The sequence below is a fragment of the Rhodococcus sp. AH-ZY2 genome (assembly GCF_030916465.1).
GTDB lineage: Bacteria > Actinomycetota > Actinomycetes > Mycobacteriales > Mycobacteriaceae > Rhodococcus > Rhodococcus ruber.
This window is the reverse complement of the sequence record NZ_CP126458.1, coordinates 944,231-963,446: the sequence shown is the minus strand read 5'-3', so window position 1 is coordinate 963,446 and position 19,216 is coordinate 944,231. Positions and strand designations below refer to the sequence as shown.

The 19,216-nt window shown below is 71.3% G+C and carries 16 protein-coding genes; 10 read left to right on the top strand and 6 right to left on the bottom strand.

Annotated elements, in window-relative coordinates:
- Nucleotides 1-77: 77 nt before the first annotated feature.
- Nucleotides 78-1,247, top strand: coding sequence for an AI-2E family transporter (locus tag QNA09_RS05495; RefSeq protein ID WP_010592853.1), 1,170 nt, complete (start codon nt 78-80; stop codon nt 1,245-1,247).
- A 10-nt stretch (nt 1,248-1,257) separates the two neighbouring features.
- Here QNA09_RS05495 and QNA09_RS05490 read toward each other — a convergent pair whose 3' ends face one another.
- Both QNA09_RS05490 and QNA09_RS05485 read right to left on the bottom strand, forming a co-directional pair.
- Nucleotides 1,258-4,233 carry an SMC family ATPase gene (locus QNA09_RS05490; RefSeq protein ID WP_308072293.1) on the bottom strand — a complete coding sequence of 992 codons (2,976 nt, stop codon included), beginning with the start codon at nt 4,231-4,233 and terminating at the stop codon, nt 1,258-1,260.
- Entirely contained in the window at nt 4,230-5,405 is a 1,176-nt protein-coding gene (locus tag QNA09_RS05485) for an exonuclease SbcCD subunit D C-terminal domain-containing protein (protein WP_010592855.1), read from the bottom strand. The genes QNA09_RS05490 and QNA09_RS05485 overlap by 4 nt, the downstream gene beginning before the upstream one ends.
- Before the next feature lie 84 nt (nt 5,406-5,489).
- On the opposite strand from QNA09_RS05485, the gene QNA09_RS05480 reads away from it, so the two are divergent.
- Together QNA09_RS05480 and QNA09_RS05475 are read left to right on the top strand one after the other, a co-directional pair.
- Nucleotides 5,490-6,653 (top strand): DNA recombination protein RmuC, encoded by a 1,164-nt coding sequence (locus tag QNA09_RS05480; protein ID WP_026137639.1) that lies wholly within the window; start codon nt 5,490-5,492, stop codon nt 6,651-6,653.
- 53 nt (nt 6,654-6,706) lie between these two features.
- Nucleotides 6,707-7,657 (top strand): DUF6542 domain-containing protein, encoded by a 951-nt coding sequence (locus QNA09_RS05475; RefSeq protein ID WP_017680267.1) that lies wholly within the window; start codon nt 6,707-6,709, stop codon nt 7,655-7,657.
- Between the two features lie 30 nt (nt 7,658-7,687).
- Here QNA09_RS05475 and QNA09_RS05470 read toward each other — a convergent pair whose 3' ends face one another.
- Nucleotides 7,688-8,689: a 4-hydroxy-3-methylbut-2-enyl diphosphate reductase gene (locus QNA09_RS05470; protein WP_010592858.1), complete on the bottom strand. Its 1,002-nt coding sequence runs from the start codon at nt 8,687-8,689 to the stop codon at nt 7,688-7,690.
- A gap of 79 nt (nt 8,690-8,768) precedes the next feature.
- Between QNA09_RS05470 and QNA09_RS05465 the strand changes: the two genes are divergently transcribed.
- From QNA09_RS05465 to QNA09_RS05455, 3 genes are read left to right on the top strand one after another with little or no spacing between them, the layout of a single operon-like run.
- On the top strand, nt 8,769-9,524 hold the full coding sequence (locus tag QNA09_RS05465; protein ID WP_010592859.1) for a lipid droplet-associated protein: 756 nt from the start codon (nt 8,769-8,771) through the stop codon (nt 9,522-9,524).
- Entirely contained in the window at nt 9,521-10,768 is a 1,248-nt protein-coding gene (gene xseA, locus QNA09_RS05460; RefSeq protein ID WP_040275280.1) for an exodeoxyribonuclease VII large subunit, read from the top strand. Before QNA09_RS05465 ends, xseA begins: the two co-directional genes overlap by 4 nt.
- 10 nt (nt 10,769-10,778) lie before the next feature.
- The gene (locus QNA09_RS05455) at nt 10,779-11,039 is read left to right on the top strand and encodes an exodeoxyribonuclease VII small subunit (protein ID WP_010592861.1); all 261 of its coding nucleotides are present in this window, start codon (nt 10,779-10,781) and stop codon (nt 11,037-11,039) included.
- 58 nt (nt 11,040-11,097) lie between these two features.
- Here the strand turns inward: QNA09_RS05455 and QNA09_RS05450 are convergent, their stop codons facing one another.
- On the bottom strand, nt 11,098-11,667 hold the full coding sequence (locus tag QNA09_RS05450; RefSeq protein WP_082170354.1) for a DUF4245 domain-containing protein: 570 nt from the start codon (nt 11,665-11,667) through the stop codon (nt 11,098-11,100).
- Between the two features lie 178 nt (nt 11,668-11,845).
- Between QNA09_RS05450 and glpX the strand changes: the two genes are divergently transcribed.
- From glpX to QNA09_RS05435, 3 genes are all read left to right on the top strand, one after another.
- Nucleotides 11,846-12,883: a class II fructose-bisphosphatase gene (gene glpX / locus QNA09_RS05445; protein ID WP_010592864.1), complete on the top strand. Its 1,038-nt coding sequence runs from the start codon at nt 11,846-11,848 to the stop codon at nt 12,881-12,883.
- An 84-nt stretch (nt 12,884-12,967) separates the two neighbouring features.
- Nucleotides 12,968-14,377: a class II fumarate hydratase gene (locus QNA09_RS05440; protein WP_017680271.1), complete on the top strand. Its 1,410-nt coding sequence runs from the start codon at nt 12,968-12,970 to the stop codon at nt 14,375-14,377.
- Between the two features lie 85 nt (nt 14,378-14,462).
- Entirely contained in the window at nt 14,463-15,437 is a 975-nt protein-coding gene (locus QNA09_RS05435) for a phosphotriesterase (RefSeq protein WP_048771863.1), read from the top strand.
- Between the two features lie 53 nt (nt 15,438-15,490).
- Here the strand turns inward: QNA09_RS05435 and QNA09_RS05430 are convergent, their stop codons facing one another.
- A complete protein-coding gene (locus QNA09_RS05430; protein ID WP_017680273.1) occupies nt 15,491-17,008 on the bottom strand; it encodes an AMP-binding protein in 1,518 nt (505 codons plus the stop codon).
- Between the two features lie 165 nt (nt 17,009-17,173).
- On the opposite strand from QNA09_RS05430, the gene QNA09_RS05425 reads away from it, so the two are divergent.
- Nucleotides 17,174-18,541: an MFS transporter gene (locus tag QNA09_RS05425; protein WP_010592868.1), complete on the top strand. Its 1,368-nt coding sequence runs from the start codon at nt 17,174-17,176 to the stop codon at nt 18,539-18,541.
- 66 nt (nt 18,542-18,607) lie between these two features.
- Here QNA09_RS05425 and QNA09_RS05420 read toward each other — a convergent pair whose 3' ends face one another.
- Nucleotides 18,608-19,084 carry a MaoC family dehydratase gene (locus QNA09_RS05420; protein ID WP_010592869.1) on the bottom strand — a complete coding sequence of 159 codons (477 nt, stop codon included), beginning with the start codon at nt 19,082-19,084 and terminating at the stop codon, nt 18,608-18,610.
- Nucleotides 19,085-19,216: the final 132 nt, after the last annotated feature.

Sequence of the window (19,216 nt, the reverse complement as noted above, 5' to 3'; positions counted from 1 at the left end):
GCCGCCGTTCCCGTAGATTGCAGACGGAGCCCGATCCGCGGCGTCGAGAGCATCGGAAGGACCGTCCGTTGAGCGATGTGCAGAGCACCGAGCGCAAGCCACCGGCACCGAAACCGGACCGCACCACGCTGATCGCCTCCGGCGGGCTGGCGCTGGCGAAGTGGTCGGCGGCGCTGGTCGTGATCGCGGCGGGCGCGCTGGTCATCGGCTGGATCATCGAGAAGATGTGGGTGATCGTCCTGCCCGTGGCACTGGCGATCGTCGTCGCCACCATGCTGTGGCCGCCCACCCGCGGCATGATGAAGCGCGGCGTGCCGCCCGCGGCCTCCGCCGGCCTGACGCTGTTCCTGTTCTTCGCGATCGTCGGCGGCATCATCGCGGGCATCGTCCCGTCGGTGGTGGCGCAGGCACCGGAACTCGCGAACAAGACCACCGACGGCATCAACAAGGTGCTGGACTGGGTGCAGGGCCCCCCGTTCAACCTGAAGGACGAGCAGCTCGAGAACGCGACCCAGGTCGTGATCGACAAGGTCCAGGAGAGCGGCGCCACCATCGCCAGCGGCGTGTTCACCGGCGTCAGCACGGCCGGTTCCCTGCTGGTGACGATCGGCCTGGTCCTCGTCCTGGTGTTCTTCTTCATCAAGGACGGGCCGCGATTCATCCCGTGGGTGCACGCCGTCGGTGGCGGTCGTGCCGGGCGGCACCTGGAAGAGGTGCTGATCCGGATGTGGAACACCCTCGGCGGGTTCATCCGCACGCAGGCGCTCGTCAGCTTCATCGACGCGTTCTTCATCGGTCTGGGCCTGGTCATCCTCGGGGTGCCGCTGGCGCCGGTGCTGGCGATCCTCACCTTCATCGGTGGGTTCATCCCGATCGTCGGTGCCTTCGTCGCCGGAGCGCTCGCCGTCCTCGTGGCGCTCGTCGCGAACGGGCTGACCACCGCGATCATCGTTCTCGTCATCATCATCGCGGTGCAGCAGCTCGAGGGGAACGTGCTCCAGCCCGTGCTGCAGTCGCGCAGCATGCATCTGCATGCGGTGGTCGTGCTGCTCGCCGTCACCGCAGGATCGTCGCTGTTCGGCATCATCGGCGCGTTCCTCGCCGTCCCCGTCGCGGCCGTCGCCGCGGTGGTGCTGCGTTACGTCGGCGAGCAGATCGACGAGCGCAGCGCTGCGACGGACGAACTCGAGACGACCGAGGAGACCCCGGCACTGCCACCGGCACCGGCTGAGCCCGGCCCGGCCTGATCGGCCGGGCTCAGCCGGCGATCTCCACCGTGGACCCGGCGCGGCCGCGCACGACGTGCAGGCGGCTGGGGATACGCTGACGCATTTCGTCGACGTGGCTGACCACGCCGACCACCCGGCCGCCGGCGCGCAGTTCGTCGAGCACGCCCATCACCGCGTCGAGCGCGTCGGCGTCGAGCGTGCCGAACCCCTCGTCGATGAACATCGTGTCGAGCACCAGTCCCCCGGATTCGGCGGCGACGACATCTGCGAGCCCGAGCGCCAGCGCCAGCGACGCCTGGAACGACTCGCCGCCCGAGAGGGTCTTCGTGGACCGCACCACACCGGTGTATTCGTCGTGGATGTCGAGCCCGAGGCCACCGCGCTTGCCGTGCGTGCCTGCCGCATCGGAGTGCACGAACTCGTAGCGGCCACCGGACATGCGCCGCAGCCGCACCGAGGCCGATTCGGCGACCTCCTCGAGGCGGGCCGCGAGGACGTACGAGCGCAGCGACATCTTGCGCGCATTCTGCCCGGTGCCCGCGACGACTTCGGCGAGGGCTGCGAGTTCGGCCTGCTCGTCCCGCAGCGGCACCAGCTTCGCGTACTCGTCTTCGAGGCGCGTCGCGAACTTCTCGATGTCGGCGTGGCGTCGCTCGGCCTCGGAGGCTGCGGAGACGGCCGCGGCCAGTGCGGCCGCACTGCGCGCGACCGCGCCCTCCGGTTCGGCCAGGTCCACCGGGTCGTCGCCGACCCGTGCCGTATCCGGGTCGTCGAGCACGCCCTGCGCCGCCGCGCGCCGGTCGGCCGCCGCGCGCAGCACCTGGTCGATCTCGCGCAGACGCGCCTCGGGACGGACGGCCGCCAGGGCCTGCTCGACGCTCGCGAATCCCGCCCGTTCTGCGGCTGCGGCCGCCTCCCGGGCACGTTCGCGCGCGCTCGTCGCCTCGTTCGCGGCCCGAACCCGGGCGTCGAGCAGGTTCGCCGCGGCGGCGGCGAGCGTCGCGATCCGACGCCGGCGGGTGGCGAGGGAGTCTGCGTCCCCGGCTGCCGCGGTGATGCGGGCACGGATCTCGTCGGCCTCCGCGGCGGCGCTCTCCTCGCGGTGCGCAGCCTGGGCGGCCTCGACATCCACCGCGTGCGCCTGCTCGCGCAGGTCGGCGTCGAGCTGGCGCAGCCGCGCGATCTCACCGCGGTGGCGCTCGCATTCGGCCGCGGTGGCCGCCGCCGCGGCGTGCGCGGCGGCGGCCCCGGCCCGCGCCTCGGTGAGTTCTTCGAGACCGGCGTCGCCGCAGCGCTGCCGCAGCACCGCGACGGTGTTGGCGAGGTCCGCGACGGCCGCCTGCGCCCGCGTCAGTTCCGCGCCGGCTCGCTGCTCGGCGTCCCGGGCCGCGTCCTCGTCCGCCTTGGTGGCGGTGTCCGGCGCCGGCCGGGCCGGGGACGGATGAGCGGTGGCTCCGCACACCACGCACGGATGCCCGTCGACCAGCTCGGTGGCCAGTTCCGCGGCCATCCCGGCGATGCGGCGCTCACGCACGTCGAGCAGGGCGGTGCGCGCGTCGAGGTGTGCGTCGCGACGGGCGACGACCTCGTCCTCGAGCCGGTGCAGCTGCGGGGCCAGGTTCTGCAGTTCGGTGGCGGCGGCGAGGGCGTCGCTGGTTCGCGTGAGGTCGGCCTCGAGCCGGGGAAGGGTGGCGGCGGCCTGCTCGGACTCGCGCGCGGCCTTCTCCGCAGCGTCGCGGCGACCGGGGAGTTCGTCCAGTTCCTCGGCGATCCGTTCGGCGCGCACCGCCAGATCGCGGCGCTGCTGCTGCAGGGCGGCGCGGTCGGTCTCGAGCAGGATCAGCCGCTGCTCCTGCTCGAGCAGGCCGTCGAGGCGGACCACCTCCGCCGACCAACGCTGTTCGTGGGGCCGGATCAGTCCGCGGTCGGCGTCGGCGGGGGAACCGTCGAGCTGCGCGACGAGGGCCCGACCCTCCCGGTCGGCGGCGAGGGGCGCGGCCGCGTCCACCGCGGCGGCATGGGCGGTGGCGGCGGCTTCGGCGGCGCGGTGCGCGTCCCGGGCGATCTCGACGACCGGCGCCGCCCGCCGGGCCGTGTCGAGTTCGGCGGTCAAAGTCTGCAGCTCGGCGGCCGCGGCATCCAGCTCGGCGAGCTCGGCGACCGCGCGGGCGCGGCGTTCCTGGCACCGTCGCAGCTCGGTCGCCTCCGCGAGGGCCGCCCGATCGCGGATGTCGTCGGCGCGCGCACGGTCGAGTGCCGCCAGCGCGAGGTCCCGGTTCTCGGCGGCGTCGTCGCGCAGTCGATGCGCCCACACGACCGGTTCGGAGTCGGCGCCCGCCTCGAGGCCGGCGGCCGCGCTGACCTTGGCGAGGAGCAGGTCGACGGCACGCTGCTGTTCCTCGAGGCGGGTGGCTGCGGCACTGCGCCGGTCCTTGAACCAGCGTTCGACGGAGCCGAATCGGGTGGTGTCGAACAGCCGCTCGAGCAGCTTGCCGCGGTCCTCGCTGTCGGCGCGCAGGAACTTCGCGAACTCGCCCTGCGGCAGCAGCACGACCTGGAAGAACTGCTCGGCGCTCATCCCGAGCAGCCGCCGGACGGCCTCCCCGATGTCGGGCAGCCGGGAGAGGTGCTCACCCGAGCCGTCGAGCCAGGTCAGGCTCGCTTTGGCGTTCTGCTTGACGGTCCCGGTCCCGCGCAGCTTCGGACGCTCGTAGTCGGGGCTGCGCACGATCCGCAACCGCCGGCCGGCGACGGTCGCCTCGAGGCTCACCTGGGGTGCGGTGCCGGCGGGGGCGTGATCGGACAGCAGCCGGCGCCCGTCGGCGCGGGCCCCGGGCACCGTGCCGTACAGGGCGAACGCCACCGCATCGAGGATGGAGGTCTTGCCGGCGCCGGTGCGGCCGTGCAGCAGGAACAGTCCGTCGGCGCCGAGTTCGTCGAAGTCCACCCGCACGGTGTCGGCGAACGGGCCGAACGCGGTGACCTCCAGCTGGTGCAGCCTCACGCGGACGCCTCCCCCGGTGCGACGGTCTGCTCGGTTCCGACACCCGCGGCGCGGTCGACGTCGCGCAGCGCCTGCTGTACCCAGCGCAGCTCCCGCGCGGACGGCTCGGAGCGCACGTCGGTGAGGAACTCCCGGGCGATGTCGAGGTCGGTCCGGCCACGCACCTTCTGCCGATAGGTGCCGGTCGAGGTCGCGACGGGCGGGTCCCACTCGACGTGGACGGCCCGGGGGAAACGGGCCTGCAGCCGACGCATCGCGTCGAGGGGGCGCACGGCGTCCGTGAGAACGGCCGAGACGTAGTGCTCCTCCGCCGCGGCGTGCGCGTCGTCGGTGAGCAGCTCGTCGAGGACGCCGGTGAGACGGCTCAGGCCCCGCACGACTGGCAGGTCGACACGCTCGACGCCCGCCCGCCCGGCCGCATCCAGCTCGACGAGCCACACGGCTTTGCGATGGGTGCGCTCCCCGAACGAGTACGGCAGCGGCGAACCCGAGTAACGGACGTGCTCGGCGACGGTCTGCGGGGAGTGCAGATGACCGAGCGCGACGTAGTCGACGCCGTCGAACGCCGACGCCGGGACGGTTTCGACGCCGCCGACCGAGATGGACCGCTCGGAACCGGAGGCTTCGGCGCCGACGACGAAGGCGTGCGCGAGAACCACGGCGCGGACGCCGCGGGCGCGGGCGTCGGCGCGGACCCGGTTCATCGCCGCGCCGAGGATCTCCGCGTGTGAGCGCGCCTCGGGCACGCCCAGGTCGGCGCGGGTGATCTCCGGCTCCAGGTAGGGGATGCCGTAGAAGGCGACGGTGCCGTGGGCATCGTCGAGCAGGACGGGCCGGTCGATCTGGGAGACCCGGGTGATCAGATGCAGCCCGCCCTCGGCGGCGAACGCCGCGCCCGCGCCCAGGCGGACGGGCGAGTCGTGGTTGCCGGACGTCGCGACGATGACGGCACCGGCCGCGCGGATCGCTTCGAGCCCCGCGTTGCACACCGCGACGGCATCGGCACTCGGGATGGAGCGGTCGTAGACGTCCCCGGCCACCACGACCACGTCGACGTGCCGCTCGGCGACGAGGTCGGCGAGGGCGGCGAGGGCCTGGGCCTGGTCGGACAGCAGATCCACACCGTGGAAGGTGCGGCCGATGTGCCAGTCCGAGGTGTGCAGGATCCGCATGCCGTCAGACCGTAGAGCAGCGCACCGACACGCCGTCGCCCGGTCCGGGTGAGCCTGTCGGTCCACTCGGGCATCATGCGCACCATGACGGCACTCACGGCACTGGCGTTGCTCGCGGCCCTCGCGCTCGGCGTGGTTGTCGGCTGGTTGCTGCACGCCGCCCGCAGCGGCGACCGCGCCGCGCGGGCGGAGGCCCAGCTCGCGGCCCTGCGCGAGAACGAGGGGCAGCTGCGGCAAGCGCTCGGCGCCGTGAGCGAGGACTCCGCCCGCCGCCATTCGGGCGCGATCGGTGAACAGGTCTCACGTCTCGTCGGACCCTTGCAGGAGGCAGTGGGGGCGCTCGCCCGGCAGGTGGAGCACGTCGAGCGCAACCGGGTGCACGCGTACGCCGGTCTCACCGAGCAGGTCGAAGGCATGCACCGCGCCTCGCAGCTGCTCTCGACGCAGACGCAGCAGCTGGTGACGGCCCTGCGCGCCCCGCAGGTGCGCGGACGGTGGGGCGAGATCCAGCTCGAACGCGTCGTCGAGCTCGCCGGCATGGTGCGGCACTGCGACTTCGACACCCAGGTCACCCGGGACGGGGTCCGCCCGGATCTGCTGGTGTATCTCGCCGGTGGCAAGCAGATCGTCGTGGATGCGAAGGTGCCGTTCGCCGCCTATCTCGACGCCGCCCAGGAGGAGGACGTCGCTCGGCGTGACCAGCACCTGGTGCGGCACGCCCGTCAGGTACGCACGCATGTCGACCAGCTCTCGGCGAAGGCCTACTGGGAATCGTTCGATCCGACGCCCGAGTTCGTGGTGCTGTTCGTTCCCGGCGACCCGTTCCTCGATGCGGCGCTGGCCGCGGATTCGGACCTGCTCGAGTACGCGTTCGCGCGGAACGTGATCCTGGCCACCCCCACCACCCTCGTGGCGCTGCTGCGCACCATCGCGCACACCTGGCGCCAGGAGGCCCTGTCGAAGGAGGCCGCGACGATCCACCAGCTCGGCCGGGAGCTGTATCAGCGGATCGGGGTCGTCGGCGGACACCTCGATCGGCTCGGGTCCCAGCTGGGCAAGGCCGTCGACTCGTTCAACCTGACCGTCGCGTCGATGGAGTCCCGGGTCGGGGTGACGGCCCGGAAGCTGAGCGAACTGGAGATCTTCGACGGCGAACACCCGGAGGTGCGACCGGTCGATGCGTGGCCGCGCCGCGTGACGCCGACGGATACTTCCGAGTCCGACGGTCCTGTCGACGAAGCAAGTTGACCCGAGGGGTCTAGTGTCGACATGTGTCTGCAACGCAACGTGCTCGCTCGGCGGTGCCGCTCGACATGCGGTCGGTGGCGCCCACTGTGCCTGGCGTCCCGTGGTGGGGCGCGGTCCTCGTCGCGGCGGGCTCGACCCTGCTCGGCTTCCTCATCGATGCGGCACGCGGTAACGAACTGGGTTCGGCGTTCTCCGCGTTCTACGTGCTCGGTTGCGTCGCGGCGGTAGCGGCCGTGCAGCATCGGGCGCTGTTCACCGCGATGGCCCAGCCGCCGCTGCTGCTGCTCGTCGCCGTTCCGATCGCGCAGGAGTTCCTCGTCGAATCCGGTGGTGGGGGCCTGAAGGACCTAGCGCTCAACGTGGCGTATCCGCTGGTGAACCGGTTCCCGGTGATGCTCACCGCCACGGTGGCGGTCCTGGTCGTCGGCGGGCTGCGGATCTTCCTGAGCCGGTCGCAGGTACCGGCCCCGGCCCGTCCGCGCCGGCGGGGCGCACGCGCCGCCGGGGCCCCGTCACGCGACTCGCAGCTGGACCGCGACGGTGGTGGGGCTGCGAAGCCGGCGCGGGGACGTCGCGCCCGTGCGGCCGCCCGACCCCCGGCCTCCACAAAGGCAAGCGTGCGACAGGTTGCAGACACGCGCGACAACCCGGTGGTGCGGCGCCGCACCACCGCCCCGGCTCCGGACGCGGCGCGCCGCGGCGCCGGCGAGCCGCCCGCGGCACCCGATGTCGCCTACCGGACCCGGCGAGCCGAGCCGGCCCCACGGCGAGCCGAACCCGCCCCACGACGGGCCGAACCCGCCCCACGGCGAGCCGAACCGGCCCCACGGCGGGCCGCCGAGACCCGCCGGGACTACGACCGGCGCGGCGATCACCGCTCCCGCCCCGACCGTCCCTACGAGCGGGGAGAGGTGCCCCCGCCGTCCCGTCGGCGGGCGCCGGGACCGGAGACCCCGGACTACCGGCAGCCCCGGGTGCGCTATCGGGACCGGTACGAGGACTGACCGAGTCCGCGCCGGATCACGCGCGCCGGATTACGCGCGACGCGCGGAGCGCAGTTCGCGCGGCAGCGCGAACACCAAGGTCTCGTTGGCTGTGGTGACCGACTGCACGTCGGCGAAACCGTGCTCGGCGAGCAGGTCGATCACGCCGCGTACGAGGACCTCCGGCACCGAGGCGCCGGAGGTGATGCCCACGGTCCGGACGCCGTCGAGCCATGCCGGGTCGACCTCGCGGGCGTAGTCGACGAGATGCGCGGCCCGGGCACCGGCCCCCAGAGCCACCTCCACGAGCCGGACCGAGTTCGACGAATTGCGGGACCCCACGACGATGACCAGGTCGCATTCGGGCGCCATCGCCTTGACCGCCACCTGCCGATTCTGGGTGGCGTAGCAGATGTCGTCGCTCGGGGGATCCTGCAGCAGCGGGAACTTCGCGCGCAGCCGCTGGACCGTCTCCATGGTCTCGTCGACGCTGAGGGTGGTCTGCGAGAGCCAGATGACCTTCGCCTCGTCGCGCACGGTGACCTGGTCGACCGCGTCCGGACCGTCGACGAGCTGGACGTGGTCGGGGGCCTCGCCGGCAGTGCCCTCCACCTCCTCGTGGCCTTCGTGACCGATGAGCAGGATGTCGTAGTCGTCGCGGGCGAAGCGCTTCGCCTCCTGATGCACCTTCGTCACCAGGGGGCACGTGGCATCGATGGTGCGCAGGCTGCGTTCGGCGGCGGAGGCGTGCACCGCAGGGGAGACACCGTGCGCCGAGAACACGAGCACCGCGCCCTCGGGTACCTCGTCGGTCTCCTCGACGAAGACGACACCTCGCTCGGCGAGGGTCTCGACCACGTGCCGGTTGTGGACGATCTCCTTGCGGACGTAGATCGGGGCACCATGCTTCTCGAGTGCCTTCTCCACCGTTTCGACGGCCCGGTCGACACCGGCGCAGTACCCGCGCGGCTCGGCGAGCAGGACGCGCTTGCCGGCAGCCGGTGAACCGGCCGACCGAGTGATTCCGACTTCGAGGGGAACAGGCGCAGACATGCCTCCAGGGTACGGGCCGTCCGCGGGGCCGGCCGTCCTCGGCTACCAATCGGGCGGCACGTGAGGCAGTCTGTTTCCCATGATCCGTCCACCGTTCATGGCGCGGGTGGCGGCCGGGCTGGCCGTCACCGCGTACGAAGAGACCCTCAAGCTGCCGTCCACCGCGGTCGCCCTGCCGATGACCACGGTCAGCCAGATCCTTCAGACGACGATGCGGATCCAGCAGACGATGACGTCGCTCGCGATCAAGGGCGACCAGTTGTTCGAGCTGCTCGGCGCTGCCCCCGCCGAGGCGCCGTCGTGGGCCACCTTCGACGACGACGCCGAACCGGTGGGCATTGCCGAGCCGTCGACCGCGGGGGCACCGGGACGCTTCGCCCTCTACTCGATGCCGCCCGCGACGGAGGCGGCGGTGCCGGTCCCCACCGATTCGAGGGCCGGGAAGTCCGCCGGCGCCGGGACGGAGGGGTCCGGGCCCCGCGCCGGAGCCGAGTCGACCGCCGAGTCCACCGCCGCCAAGATCAGTGCCGGCACGACCGCAGCCGGCGGCGACGCCGACACGACCGCGACGAAGCCGGCGAAGAAGGCAGCGAAGGCACCGGCGAAGAAGACCGCGAAGAAGGCTGCCGCCGGGAGCGCGGCCGGGGCCGAGCTTCCCGAGATCGTCGAACTGCTCGACTACCCGTCGCTGACCCTGGCGCAACTGCGGGCGCGGATGCGCACCCTGTCGGTCGAGGACCTGCGGGCGCTGCTCGAGTACGAAAGCGCCACCCGCGCGCGGGACCCGTTCGAGACCATGCTGTCCAACCGGATCGCGAACGCAAGCACCAAGTGACCTCCGCGCCCACGGCCACCCCGTCCAACTCCGCGGAACATCCGTGGCCCGTCCGGACCGTCTCGCAGAAGGTCGCGAGCTGGATCGACCGGCTCGGCTCGGTCTGGGTGGAGGGACAGATCACCCAGCTCAACGTGCGTCCCGGCACCCGCACCGCCTTCCTCACGCTGCGGGACCCGTCGGCGGACATGTCGCTGTCGGTGACGTGCTCGCCGCAGCTGGTGCAGAACTCCCCTGTGCCGCTCACCGAGGGCAGCCGGGTGGTGATGTTCGGGAAGCTGTCGTTCTGGACCGGCCGCGGCACCCTGGCCCTGCGGGTCACCGAGATCCGGGCCGTCGGAATCGGCGAACTCCTCGCTCGGATCGAGCGGCTACGGGCGCTGCTCGCGGCCGAGGGGCTGTTCGACCCGCGGCTCAAACGGCCCCTGCCGTTCCTGCCGCACCGGATCGGTCTGATCACCGGCCGGGCGAGCGCCGCCGAACGGGACGTGCTCAGCGTCGCGCAGCGCCGGTGGCCGGCGGTCCGTTTCGAGATCCGCAACACCGCCGTCCAGGGGCCCACCGCGGTCCCGCAGATCCTCGAGGCGCTCGAGGAACTCGACGCGGACCCGTCCGTCGACGTGATCGTGCTCGCGCGCGGCGGCGGCAGCGTGGAGGACCTGCTGCCGTTCTCCGACGAGGCGCTGTGCCGCGCGATCGTCCGGTGCACGACGCCCGTGGTCAGCGCGATCGGGCACGAACCGGACAGCCCGCTGTCCGACTACGTCGCCGATCTGCGGGCGGCCACCCCCACGGACGCGGCGAAACGGATCGTGCCGGACGCGGTGGCCGAGCAGGACCTGGTGGACGAGCTGCGAGAGCGAGCGGCGGCGGCGCTGCGCAACTGGGTGCGCAGGGAGGAGCACGTGATCGAACAGCTGCGCAGCCGGCCGGTGCTCGCAGACCCGCTGCGCACCGTCGACCAGCGGCGCGAGGAGATCGAGCGGCTGCGGCAGTGCGCCCGACGCGACGTGGCCCGGGCGATCGCCGCCGAGGCCACCCGGATCGAACATCTCGGGGCGCGACTCGGGACGCTCGGTCCCGCCGCCACCCTGGCCCGCGGCTACGCGGTGGTGCAGCGGATGATCCCGGACGGGGACGCGGAGGTGCTGCGGTCCGTCGACGACGCACCGCCCGGCACCCAGCTGCGGGTGCGGGTCGCCGACGGTGCGGTGCGCGCGGCCGTCATCGGACGAGAGAAGTGACGAGGAACGGATGAGCGAGACGAAGGACACGCCCGTGAGCGGCCCGAACGACGACGTTGCGGAGTTCGGCTACGAGCGGGCGCGCGACGAGCTGGTCAACGTGGTCAAGATGCTCGAACAGGGTGGCCTGGACCTGGACGAGTCGCTGACGCTGTGGGAGCGGGGCGAGGCGCTCGCGCGCCGCTGCGAGGAGCATCTCGCCGGCGCCCGGCAGCGCGTGGAGGCCGCGCTGGCGCACAGCGACGACGAGGTGGACGAAGACGACGAGTGAGCGGCGCGCCCGTCAGGGCTGTAGCGGCGCGCCCGTCAGGGCTGTAGCGGCGCGCCCGTCAGGGCTGTAGCGGCTCAGCCGCCCCCGCTGCGGCCGCGAGTTCGCGGAACTCGGCCTCGTCGCCGGAACCACCGACGAGGATCCGGACGTCGCCGAAGTCGGACACCCACAGCGGTTCGACACCCTGCCCGCCGTAGACCACCCAGTCGCGGCCGGCGATGTCCTGCGCCCCCGTCGCGGTGCGCGGCTCCCCGGCGACGAACCGCACCAGCTCGTCCTCCCCCGCATTCGACTGGGTGAACCGCACGTACCGGCCGGCGGGGGTGATGTACCCGACGGTGCTCGAGTCGCCGCCCTGTTCGCCGGTGATGATGCTGCGGCTGCCGGAGTTCGCCTGCCAGTCCTCGGGCACCTTCGGCTGCCGGATCGGGAAGTCCAGCTCACGCGCGTCGTACTTCAGGCCCGCGTCGACGTCGAAGCTGGGCACGGGTCCCGCGGTGGGGCCGCCGGGGCTGAAGGAGCACTGGCTGGCGATGGCGGCCACTACGACCATGATCAGCAGCAGCGGAATCAGCGACCACGCCATGTCGCGCGTGTCGTGGAGAATGCGGGGTTTCTGGGGGGCCACGCCTCCAGTCTGACAGCCGTCGGCACCGATACCCGCACGTGGCCGGGTCCGAGCCCCGCTCACGGGACGGTGATGAGAGAATTACCACTCGAAACCATCGGAACCCGACGGTCGTCCCTTCGACGTCCGTCCCGCGTCGGCAACCACGTCGACCGACCGCACCAGGAGGCAGTAGCCCATGACGGCCAGCACCCCGACCCGCCGCCAGGCCCCGGACCGCAATCTCGCCCTCGAGCTGGTGCGTGTCACCGAGGCCGCGGCGATGGCTGCGGGCCGCTGGGTCGGCCGTGGCGACAAGGAAGGTGGCGACGGCGCCGCCGTCGACGCCATGCGTCACATGGTCAGTTCGGTGTCCATGCGCGGCGTCGTCGTGATCGGCGAGGGCGAGAAGGACGAGGCGCCCATGCTCTACAACGGCGAGGAGGTCGGCAACGGCGACGGACCGCTGTGCGACGTGGCGGTCGACCCGATCGACGGCACCACTTTGATGGCGAAGGGCGCACCCGGCTCCATCGCGGTGCTCGCCGTCGCCGAGCGCGGCGCCATGTTCGACCCGTCCGCCGTGTTCTACATGGACAAGATCGCTGTCGGCCCGGAGGCCGCGGACGTCATCGACATCACCGCGCCGGTCGCCGAGAACATCAGCCGCGTGGCGAAGGCGAAGCACTCGGAGATCTCCGACATCACCGTCACGATCCTGGACCGCCCCCGGCACGCGCAGCTCATCAGCGATGTGCGCGCGACCGGCGCCCGTATCCGGCTGATCTCCGACGGTGACGTCGCCGGTGCGATCGCCGCGGCGCGCCCGGGTTCGGGTGTCGACATGCTGCTGGGCATCGGCGGCACCCCGGAGGGCATCATCGCCGCGGCCGCGATGCGGTGCATGGGCGGCGCGCTGCAGGGTCGCCTGGCGCCGAAGGACGACGAGGAGCGGCAGAAGGCGATCGACGCGGGTCACGAGCCGGGCCGCGTGCTGACCACCACCGACCTGGTCAAGGGTGAGAACATCTTCTTCTGCGCGACCGGCGTCACCGACGGTGAGCTGGTGAAGGGTGTCCGCTACTACGGCGGCGGCGCGACGACGCAGTCGATCGTGATGCGCAGCAAGTCCGGCACCGTCCGGATGGTCGAGGCGTACCACCGGCTGAAGAAGCTCAGCGAGTTCACCTCGATCGATTTCCACGGCGTCGCGGGGGCCGTTCCTCCCATGCCGTGACCCGGTTCGCGGTCGTGGCGCCCTTTCGGATCTCCGCCGGTCCGAAGGGGCGCCGCTGCGGCTCGAGCGGCCTACTGTGAAGCCATGGCCGACAATTCCGAGCAGCAGTTCCGAATCGAACACGACACCATGGGCGAGGTCCGGGTCCCGGCCGACGCCCTGTGGCGCGCTCAGACCCAGCGGGCCGTGGAGAACTTCCCGATCTCCGGCCGCGGTCTCGAGCGCACCCAGATCCGCGCGATGGGCCTGCTCAAGGCGGCGTGCGCCCAGGTGAACAAGGATCTGGATCTGCTCGACGCGGAGAAGGCCGACGCGATCGTCGCCGCCGCTACCGAGATCGCCGAGGGTCTGCACGACGACCAGTTCCCCATCGACGTGTTCCAGACCGGTTCGGGCACGAGCTCGAACATGAATGCCAACGAGGTCATCGCGAGCATCGCCGCGCAGCGCGGGGTGACCGTACATCCCAACGATCACGTCAACATGTCGCAGTCGTCGAACGACACCTTCCCGACCGCGACGCATGTCGCCGCCACCGAGGCGGCGGTGAAGGATCTCGTCCCTGCCCTCGACCAGCTGCGGGCCTCGCTCGCGGCGAAGGCGGAGGAGTGGAGACGCGTCGTCAAGTCCGGGCGGACGCACTTGATGGATGCCGTGCCGGTCACCCTCGGCCAGGAGTTCGGGGGCTACGCCCGGCAGATCGAGGCCGGCATCGAGCGGGTGCAGGCGACCCTGCCACGGCTGGGTGAGCTGGCCATCGGGGGCACGGCGGTCGGCACGGGCCTGAACGCCCCCGAGGGATTCGGTCCCCGCGTCGTCGCCGAACTGGTGCGGGTGACCGGGGTGGAGGCGCTGACGCCGGCGAAGAACAGCTTCGAGGCGCAAGCCGCGCGGGACGGTCTCGTCGAGGCGTCCGGGGCGCTGCGGACCGTCGCGGTGTCGTTGACGAAGATCGCCAACGACATCCGGTGGATGGGGTCCGGCCCGCTGACGGGTCTCGCCGAGATCCAGCTGCCGGATCTGCAGCCCGGCAGCTCGATCATGCCGGGGAAGGTGAATCCCGTGCTGCCGGAGGCGGTGACCCAGGTGGCGGCGCAGGTCGTGGGCAACGACGCGGCCGTGGCGTGGGGTGGTGCCGCGGGCGCGTTCGAGCTCAACGTCTACATCCCGATGATGGCCCGCAACCTGCTCGAGTCGCTGCGCCTGCTGGCCAACGTCTCGCGCCTGTTCGCCGAGCGGTGCGTCGACGGGCTCGTGGCGAACACCGAACATCTGCGTACCCTCGCCGAATCGTCTCCCTCGATCGTGACGCCGCTGAACTCGGCGATCGGGTACGAGGAGGCCGCTGCGGTCGCGAAAGAGGCGCTGCGGGAGAAGAAGACCATCCGGCAGACGGTCGTCGACCGGGGGCTGATCGGTGACGGCCTGAGCGAGGAGGAGCTGGATCGGCGGCTCGACGTGCTCGCGATGACACGGGTGGAGCCGCGAGACTGACGACACCCTGGGTCTTGTGATGAGCGTCTCATCATGATCTGATACGAAGCTGAATTCTAATTCAGGTCGTAGGAAGCGAGACGTCATGACCACCGTCCCCACCGTCACCGGCACCGTCGACAGCGGCAGCCTCGGCCGGACACTGATGCACGAGCACCTGTTCGTCCTCTCCCCCGAACTGCACGGCAACTGGGACATCGGCGTCGACCTGGACGCGGCGGTCGCCGAGGCGATCACGCGCGTCCGGGAGGTGCACGCGGCCGGTTTCGACACGTTCGTCGACCTCACCGTGGTCGGCACCGGCCGCAACATCGACCTCATCCGACGGGTCGCCGAGGCCACCGACATGAACATCGTCGTGGCGACCGGTCTCTACACCTACATGGACCTGCCGCACTACTTCCACTACCGCGGCCCCGACACCCTGTTCGGCGGCCCGGAACCGATGGTGGACTTCTTCGTCCGCGACATCGAGGAAGGCATCCTCGACTCCGGAGTGCGGGCGGGAATGCTCAAGTGCGCCATCGACGCCCCGGGCCTGACCGCGGGAGTCGAGCGGACGGCCCGGGCCGTGGCGGTCGCCCACCGACGCACCGGCGTACCGATCACGGTGCACACCCACGCCCACTCCGAGTCGGGACGGGTGATGCAGCGCCTGTTCACCGAGGAGGGCGTCGACCTCTCGCGCGTGATCGTCGGCCACAGCGGCGATTCCGACGACATCGGCTATCTCACGGCGCTGATGGACGCCGGCTCGTACATCGGTATGGATCGCTGCGGCGTGGACGTCTATCTCGGCTTCGAGCAGCGGGTGAAGACCATCGCCGCCCTCGTCGAGCGCGGCTATGCCGGCCGGATGCTGCTCTCGCAGGACTACGCCACCCTCAACGACTGGCTCGACCCGCAGATGCTCGCCGTCGCGACGCCGCGATGGAGCTATATGCACCTGCACAACGACGTGCTGCCCGCGTTGCGGGAGGCCGGGGTCGGCGACACGGACATCGACCGGATGCTGATCGACAACCCGCGCGAGATCTTCGAACGTCGCTACACGTACTGAGCCCGGCGGGCCGTCCGCGGCCGGGCCCGCCACCCGGCCGCGGACGGCACCGGTCACACCGCCGACTCGGAACGGCGAACGACGAACCGGGACAACTCGTCCCGGTCGATTGCCCGCTTGAGGATCTTCCCGGACGCCCCCTTCGGCAGGGCGTCCACGAAGCGGACGATGCGGGGCGCCTTGTAGGCGGACAACCGTTCCCGGCACCAGCGCACGACGTCCTCGGCACCGGCGCCGGCGTCGTCGCGCAGCACGACCACCGCGGCGATCTCCTCGCCGTAGTGGCGGTCCGGCACGCCCACCACGGCGGCCTCGACCACGTCGGGATGCTCGTAGAGCACCTCCTCCACCTCGCTGGGATACACGTTGTAGCCGCCCCGGATGACGAGGTCCTTGACCCGGTCGACGATGCGCAACCGGCCCTGCTCGTCGAATTCCCCGAGATCGCCGGTGCGGAACCAGCCCTCGTCGTCGAGCACGGCCGCGGTGTCGGCCGGTCGCTGCCAGTATCCGGCCATGACGACGGGTCCGCGGACGAACACCTCGCCCACCTCCCCCGGGCCGCACGCGACGCCGTCCGGCCCGTAGACCTCGACCTCGATGTCCGGGGCCGCGGTGCCGCTGTACCCGATGCGCGCCGGGACGTCCCCCCACGAGAAGGTCGCCATGGCCGTGGTCTCGGTCAGGCCGTATCCCTCCCGGATGGTGCAGCCGAAGCGGTGCTCGAAGTCACGAGCCACCTCCCCCGGCAGCGACGCACCCCCCGATACCGCCAGCCGGAGTCCCGCGAAGTCCGCTGGTCCGTAGGGAGATTCGGCATGCAGCATCGCGTTCCACATGGTCGGCACCCCGCACACCACCGTCAGCCGGTCCCGGACGACGAGGTCGAGCATCGCCGCCGGATCGAACGGGGACAGCAGGGACAGGGAGGCCCCCGCGGTGAAGGCCGACATCATCACCGACGCCTGGCCGAAGATGTGGAACAGCGGCAGCCCGGTCCCGACTCGATCCTCGGGTCCCGATTCGGACAATCGGCACGAAATGCGTCCTGCAGACAGCAGATTCGAGACGGTGAGCTGAGCCCCCTTCGGGCGGCCGGTGGTGCCCGAGGTGTACAGCACCGCCGCGGTGTCACCGTCGGCACGGTCGACGGGATCGACGGGCTCCTGTTCGACCGCGGCGCCGGGCTCCAGCGACAGCCACGGCACACCGAGCCCCTCCGCGGCCTCGGCCACCGAGCCGGAGGCGGCATGCCAGGCGATCGCGAGCACGGCCCGCGAATCCCCGAGGGTGTAGCGCAGTTCGGCCGCGGTGGACATGGTGTTCACCGGCACCACCACGGCACCGAGCGCCTGGATGCCGAGGTAGGCCACCACGAACTCGGGCACGGAGGGAGCGAGCAGGAGCACCCGGTCGCCGGCGGCGACGCCGCGGCTGCGGAGCAGCGCGCCGTAGCGCAGCGCGTCGTCGCGCAGCTCGCGGTAGCTCCGCTGCCCGTCCCGCGTGCGCAGGGCGATGCGTTCCGGCGCCGCGTCCGCGTGGGCGAGGACGGGGTCGAGAACACTGGCCATGAGTGGTTTCCCTTCGTCGAGAGACATAGTGGGGGAGAGCGGCTCGTGATTGACATCACATGACCGATGCCCCAGACTAGCACCACAGCCTGAACCCGAATTCATGTTTGAGTGCTGTTTCTCGGCCCGTCCGACCGGAGGAATTGATCTGTGACATCGCCATCCGTGAGTCCGACCGGCATCACGACCGCCGGCACGTCGCACCACACGCGCGCTCATCGTAAACTGCTCGCCGCCGGGCTCATCGGCAGCTCGATCGAGTGGTACGACTTCTTTCTGTACGGCACCGCCGCGGCGCTGGTGTTCCCGCACGTGTTCTTCCCCGACAGCTCCCCCCTGATGGGAACGCTGTTGTCCTTCAGCACCTTCTGGGCCGGGTTCGTCGCCCGGCCCCTCGGCGGGCTCGTGGCCGGCCACTTCGGTGACCGCTACGGCCGCAAACCCGTCGTCGTGGTCTGCCTGCTGCTCATGGGTCTGGCGACGTTCCTGATCGGCTGCCTGCCCTCCGCCGCCGCCATCGGGGTCCTCGCCCCCATCCTGCTGGTGACGCTCCGCTTCCTGCAGGGCCTCGCCTGCGGCGGGCAGTGGGGTGGAATCGTCCTGCTGCTCACCGAGTCCGCCGATCCCAAACGTCGAGGCTTCGCCGGCACGTTCGGGCAGATGGGCGTGCCGTGCGGCGTCATCCTGGGCAACGTCGCGTTCCTCACGGCGACGGCCGCGATGTCGAACGAGGTGTTCCTCGACTGGGGCTGGCGGATTCCGTTCCTCGCCAGTGCCGCGCTGTTCCCCGTCGTCCTCTACATCCAGACCAAGGTGGAGGACACCCCCGAATTCCGGGAACTGCAGGCCGAAGTCGCGGCCAAGCGGCCCGAGCAGCAGGTCGTCCAGGCCCCGCTCGCCGAGGCGATCCGCACCCACTGGCGCAAGATCCTGCTGGGCTGCGGTCTGCTCGCCGCAACCAACTCGCTGTTCTACATCAGCATCGCCGGCGTCCTGAGCTACGGCACAACCGAACTCGGCATGGACCGCAATTCGATCCTGGCCATCTCGCTGGCGAGCTCGCTGGTGGGCCTCGGGTTCATCCTGTGGTCGGGGTGGATCTCCGACCGCATCGGCCGCCGGCCGATGATCATGATCGGGGCCGCGGCACTCGTGCTGTGGGCATTCCCCTACTTCTGGCTCGTCAATACCGCGAACCTCGCGTTGTTCGCGGTGGCCGTCACGGTCGGGTCGATCTTCCAGTCCATGACCTACGGCCCGCTGGCGGCGTACCTGGGCGAGCTCTTCGAGCCCAACGTCCGGCTCTCCGGCGCGTCGCTCGCCTACCAGCTCGCCGCCGTCACCGTCAGCGGCGGCACGCCGTTCATCATGACCGCCCTGATCGCCAACACCGGCACGACCACCCTGGTCTCGGTGTTCGTGGCCCTCATGGGCGCCCTCACGCTGTTCTCGGCGTGGGTGCTCAAGGAGACCAACCCCGCGGAGGTGCGCCGCGACCCGAAGGCCGTCCCGGGCATCGCCCACGCACGGTAACCGAACGGGTGCTGCCGGCCTCCACGATCGCTCGTGGAGGCCGGCAGCATCTGTGCCGTACGCAGCTCAGGCGACGACGCGGGCGAGCGACTCGGCCACCGCGACCGGCTTCTCCTGCCCCTCGCGCTCGAACGTCTGCAGCGTCCGGATCTGGATGCCGCCACCGGCGGCCTCGGCCCCGAGCACCTGCATGCGCATCCGGATGCGGGAACCGACCGGCAGCGGCGAGACGAAGCGCACCTTGTCGTAGCCGTAGTTGAGGCCGTGGGCGAACCCGTCGAAGCTCATGAGCTTGTAGGACAGGCCCGGCCCCAGCGAGAGCACGAGCAGACCGTGCGCGATCGTCGTCCCCAGCGGACTCGTCGCGGCGCGCTCGGGGTCGACATGGATCCACTGGTGGTCGTCGGTGACCTCGGCGAAGGCGTTCACGAGTTCCTGGGTCACGGTCACCCAGTCCGTCGGTCCGATGTCCCGTCCCACCAGGTCCCGGAGGTCGTCGAGGCCCGTGGGTCGCACGGGCAGGGTGCTGATGTCGTCGGTCATGGATGCTTCCTCTCCGCGCGGCCGGAGCGACTCGCGCCGAATCAAAACTTGAAGTTGAAACCGCGTTCAACTATACAGGGAGGGAGACGTCCGTCACCATCCTGTTCGCGACGTACCTCGACGACGGGCGAT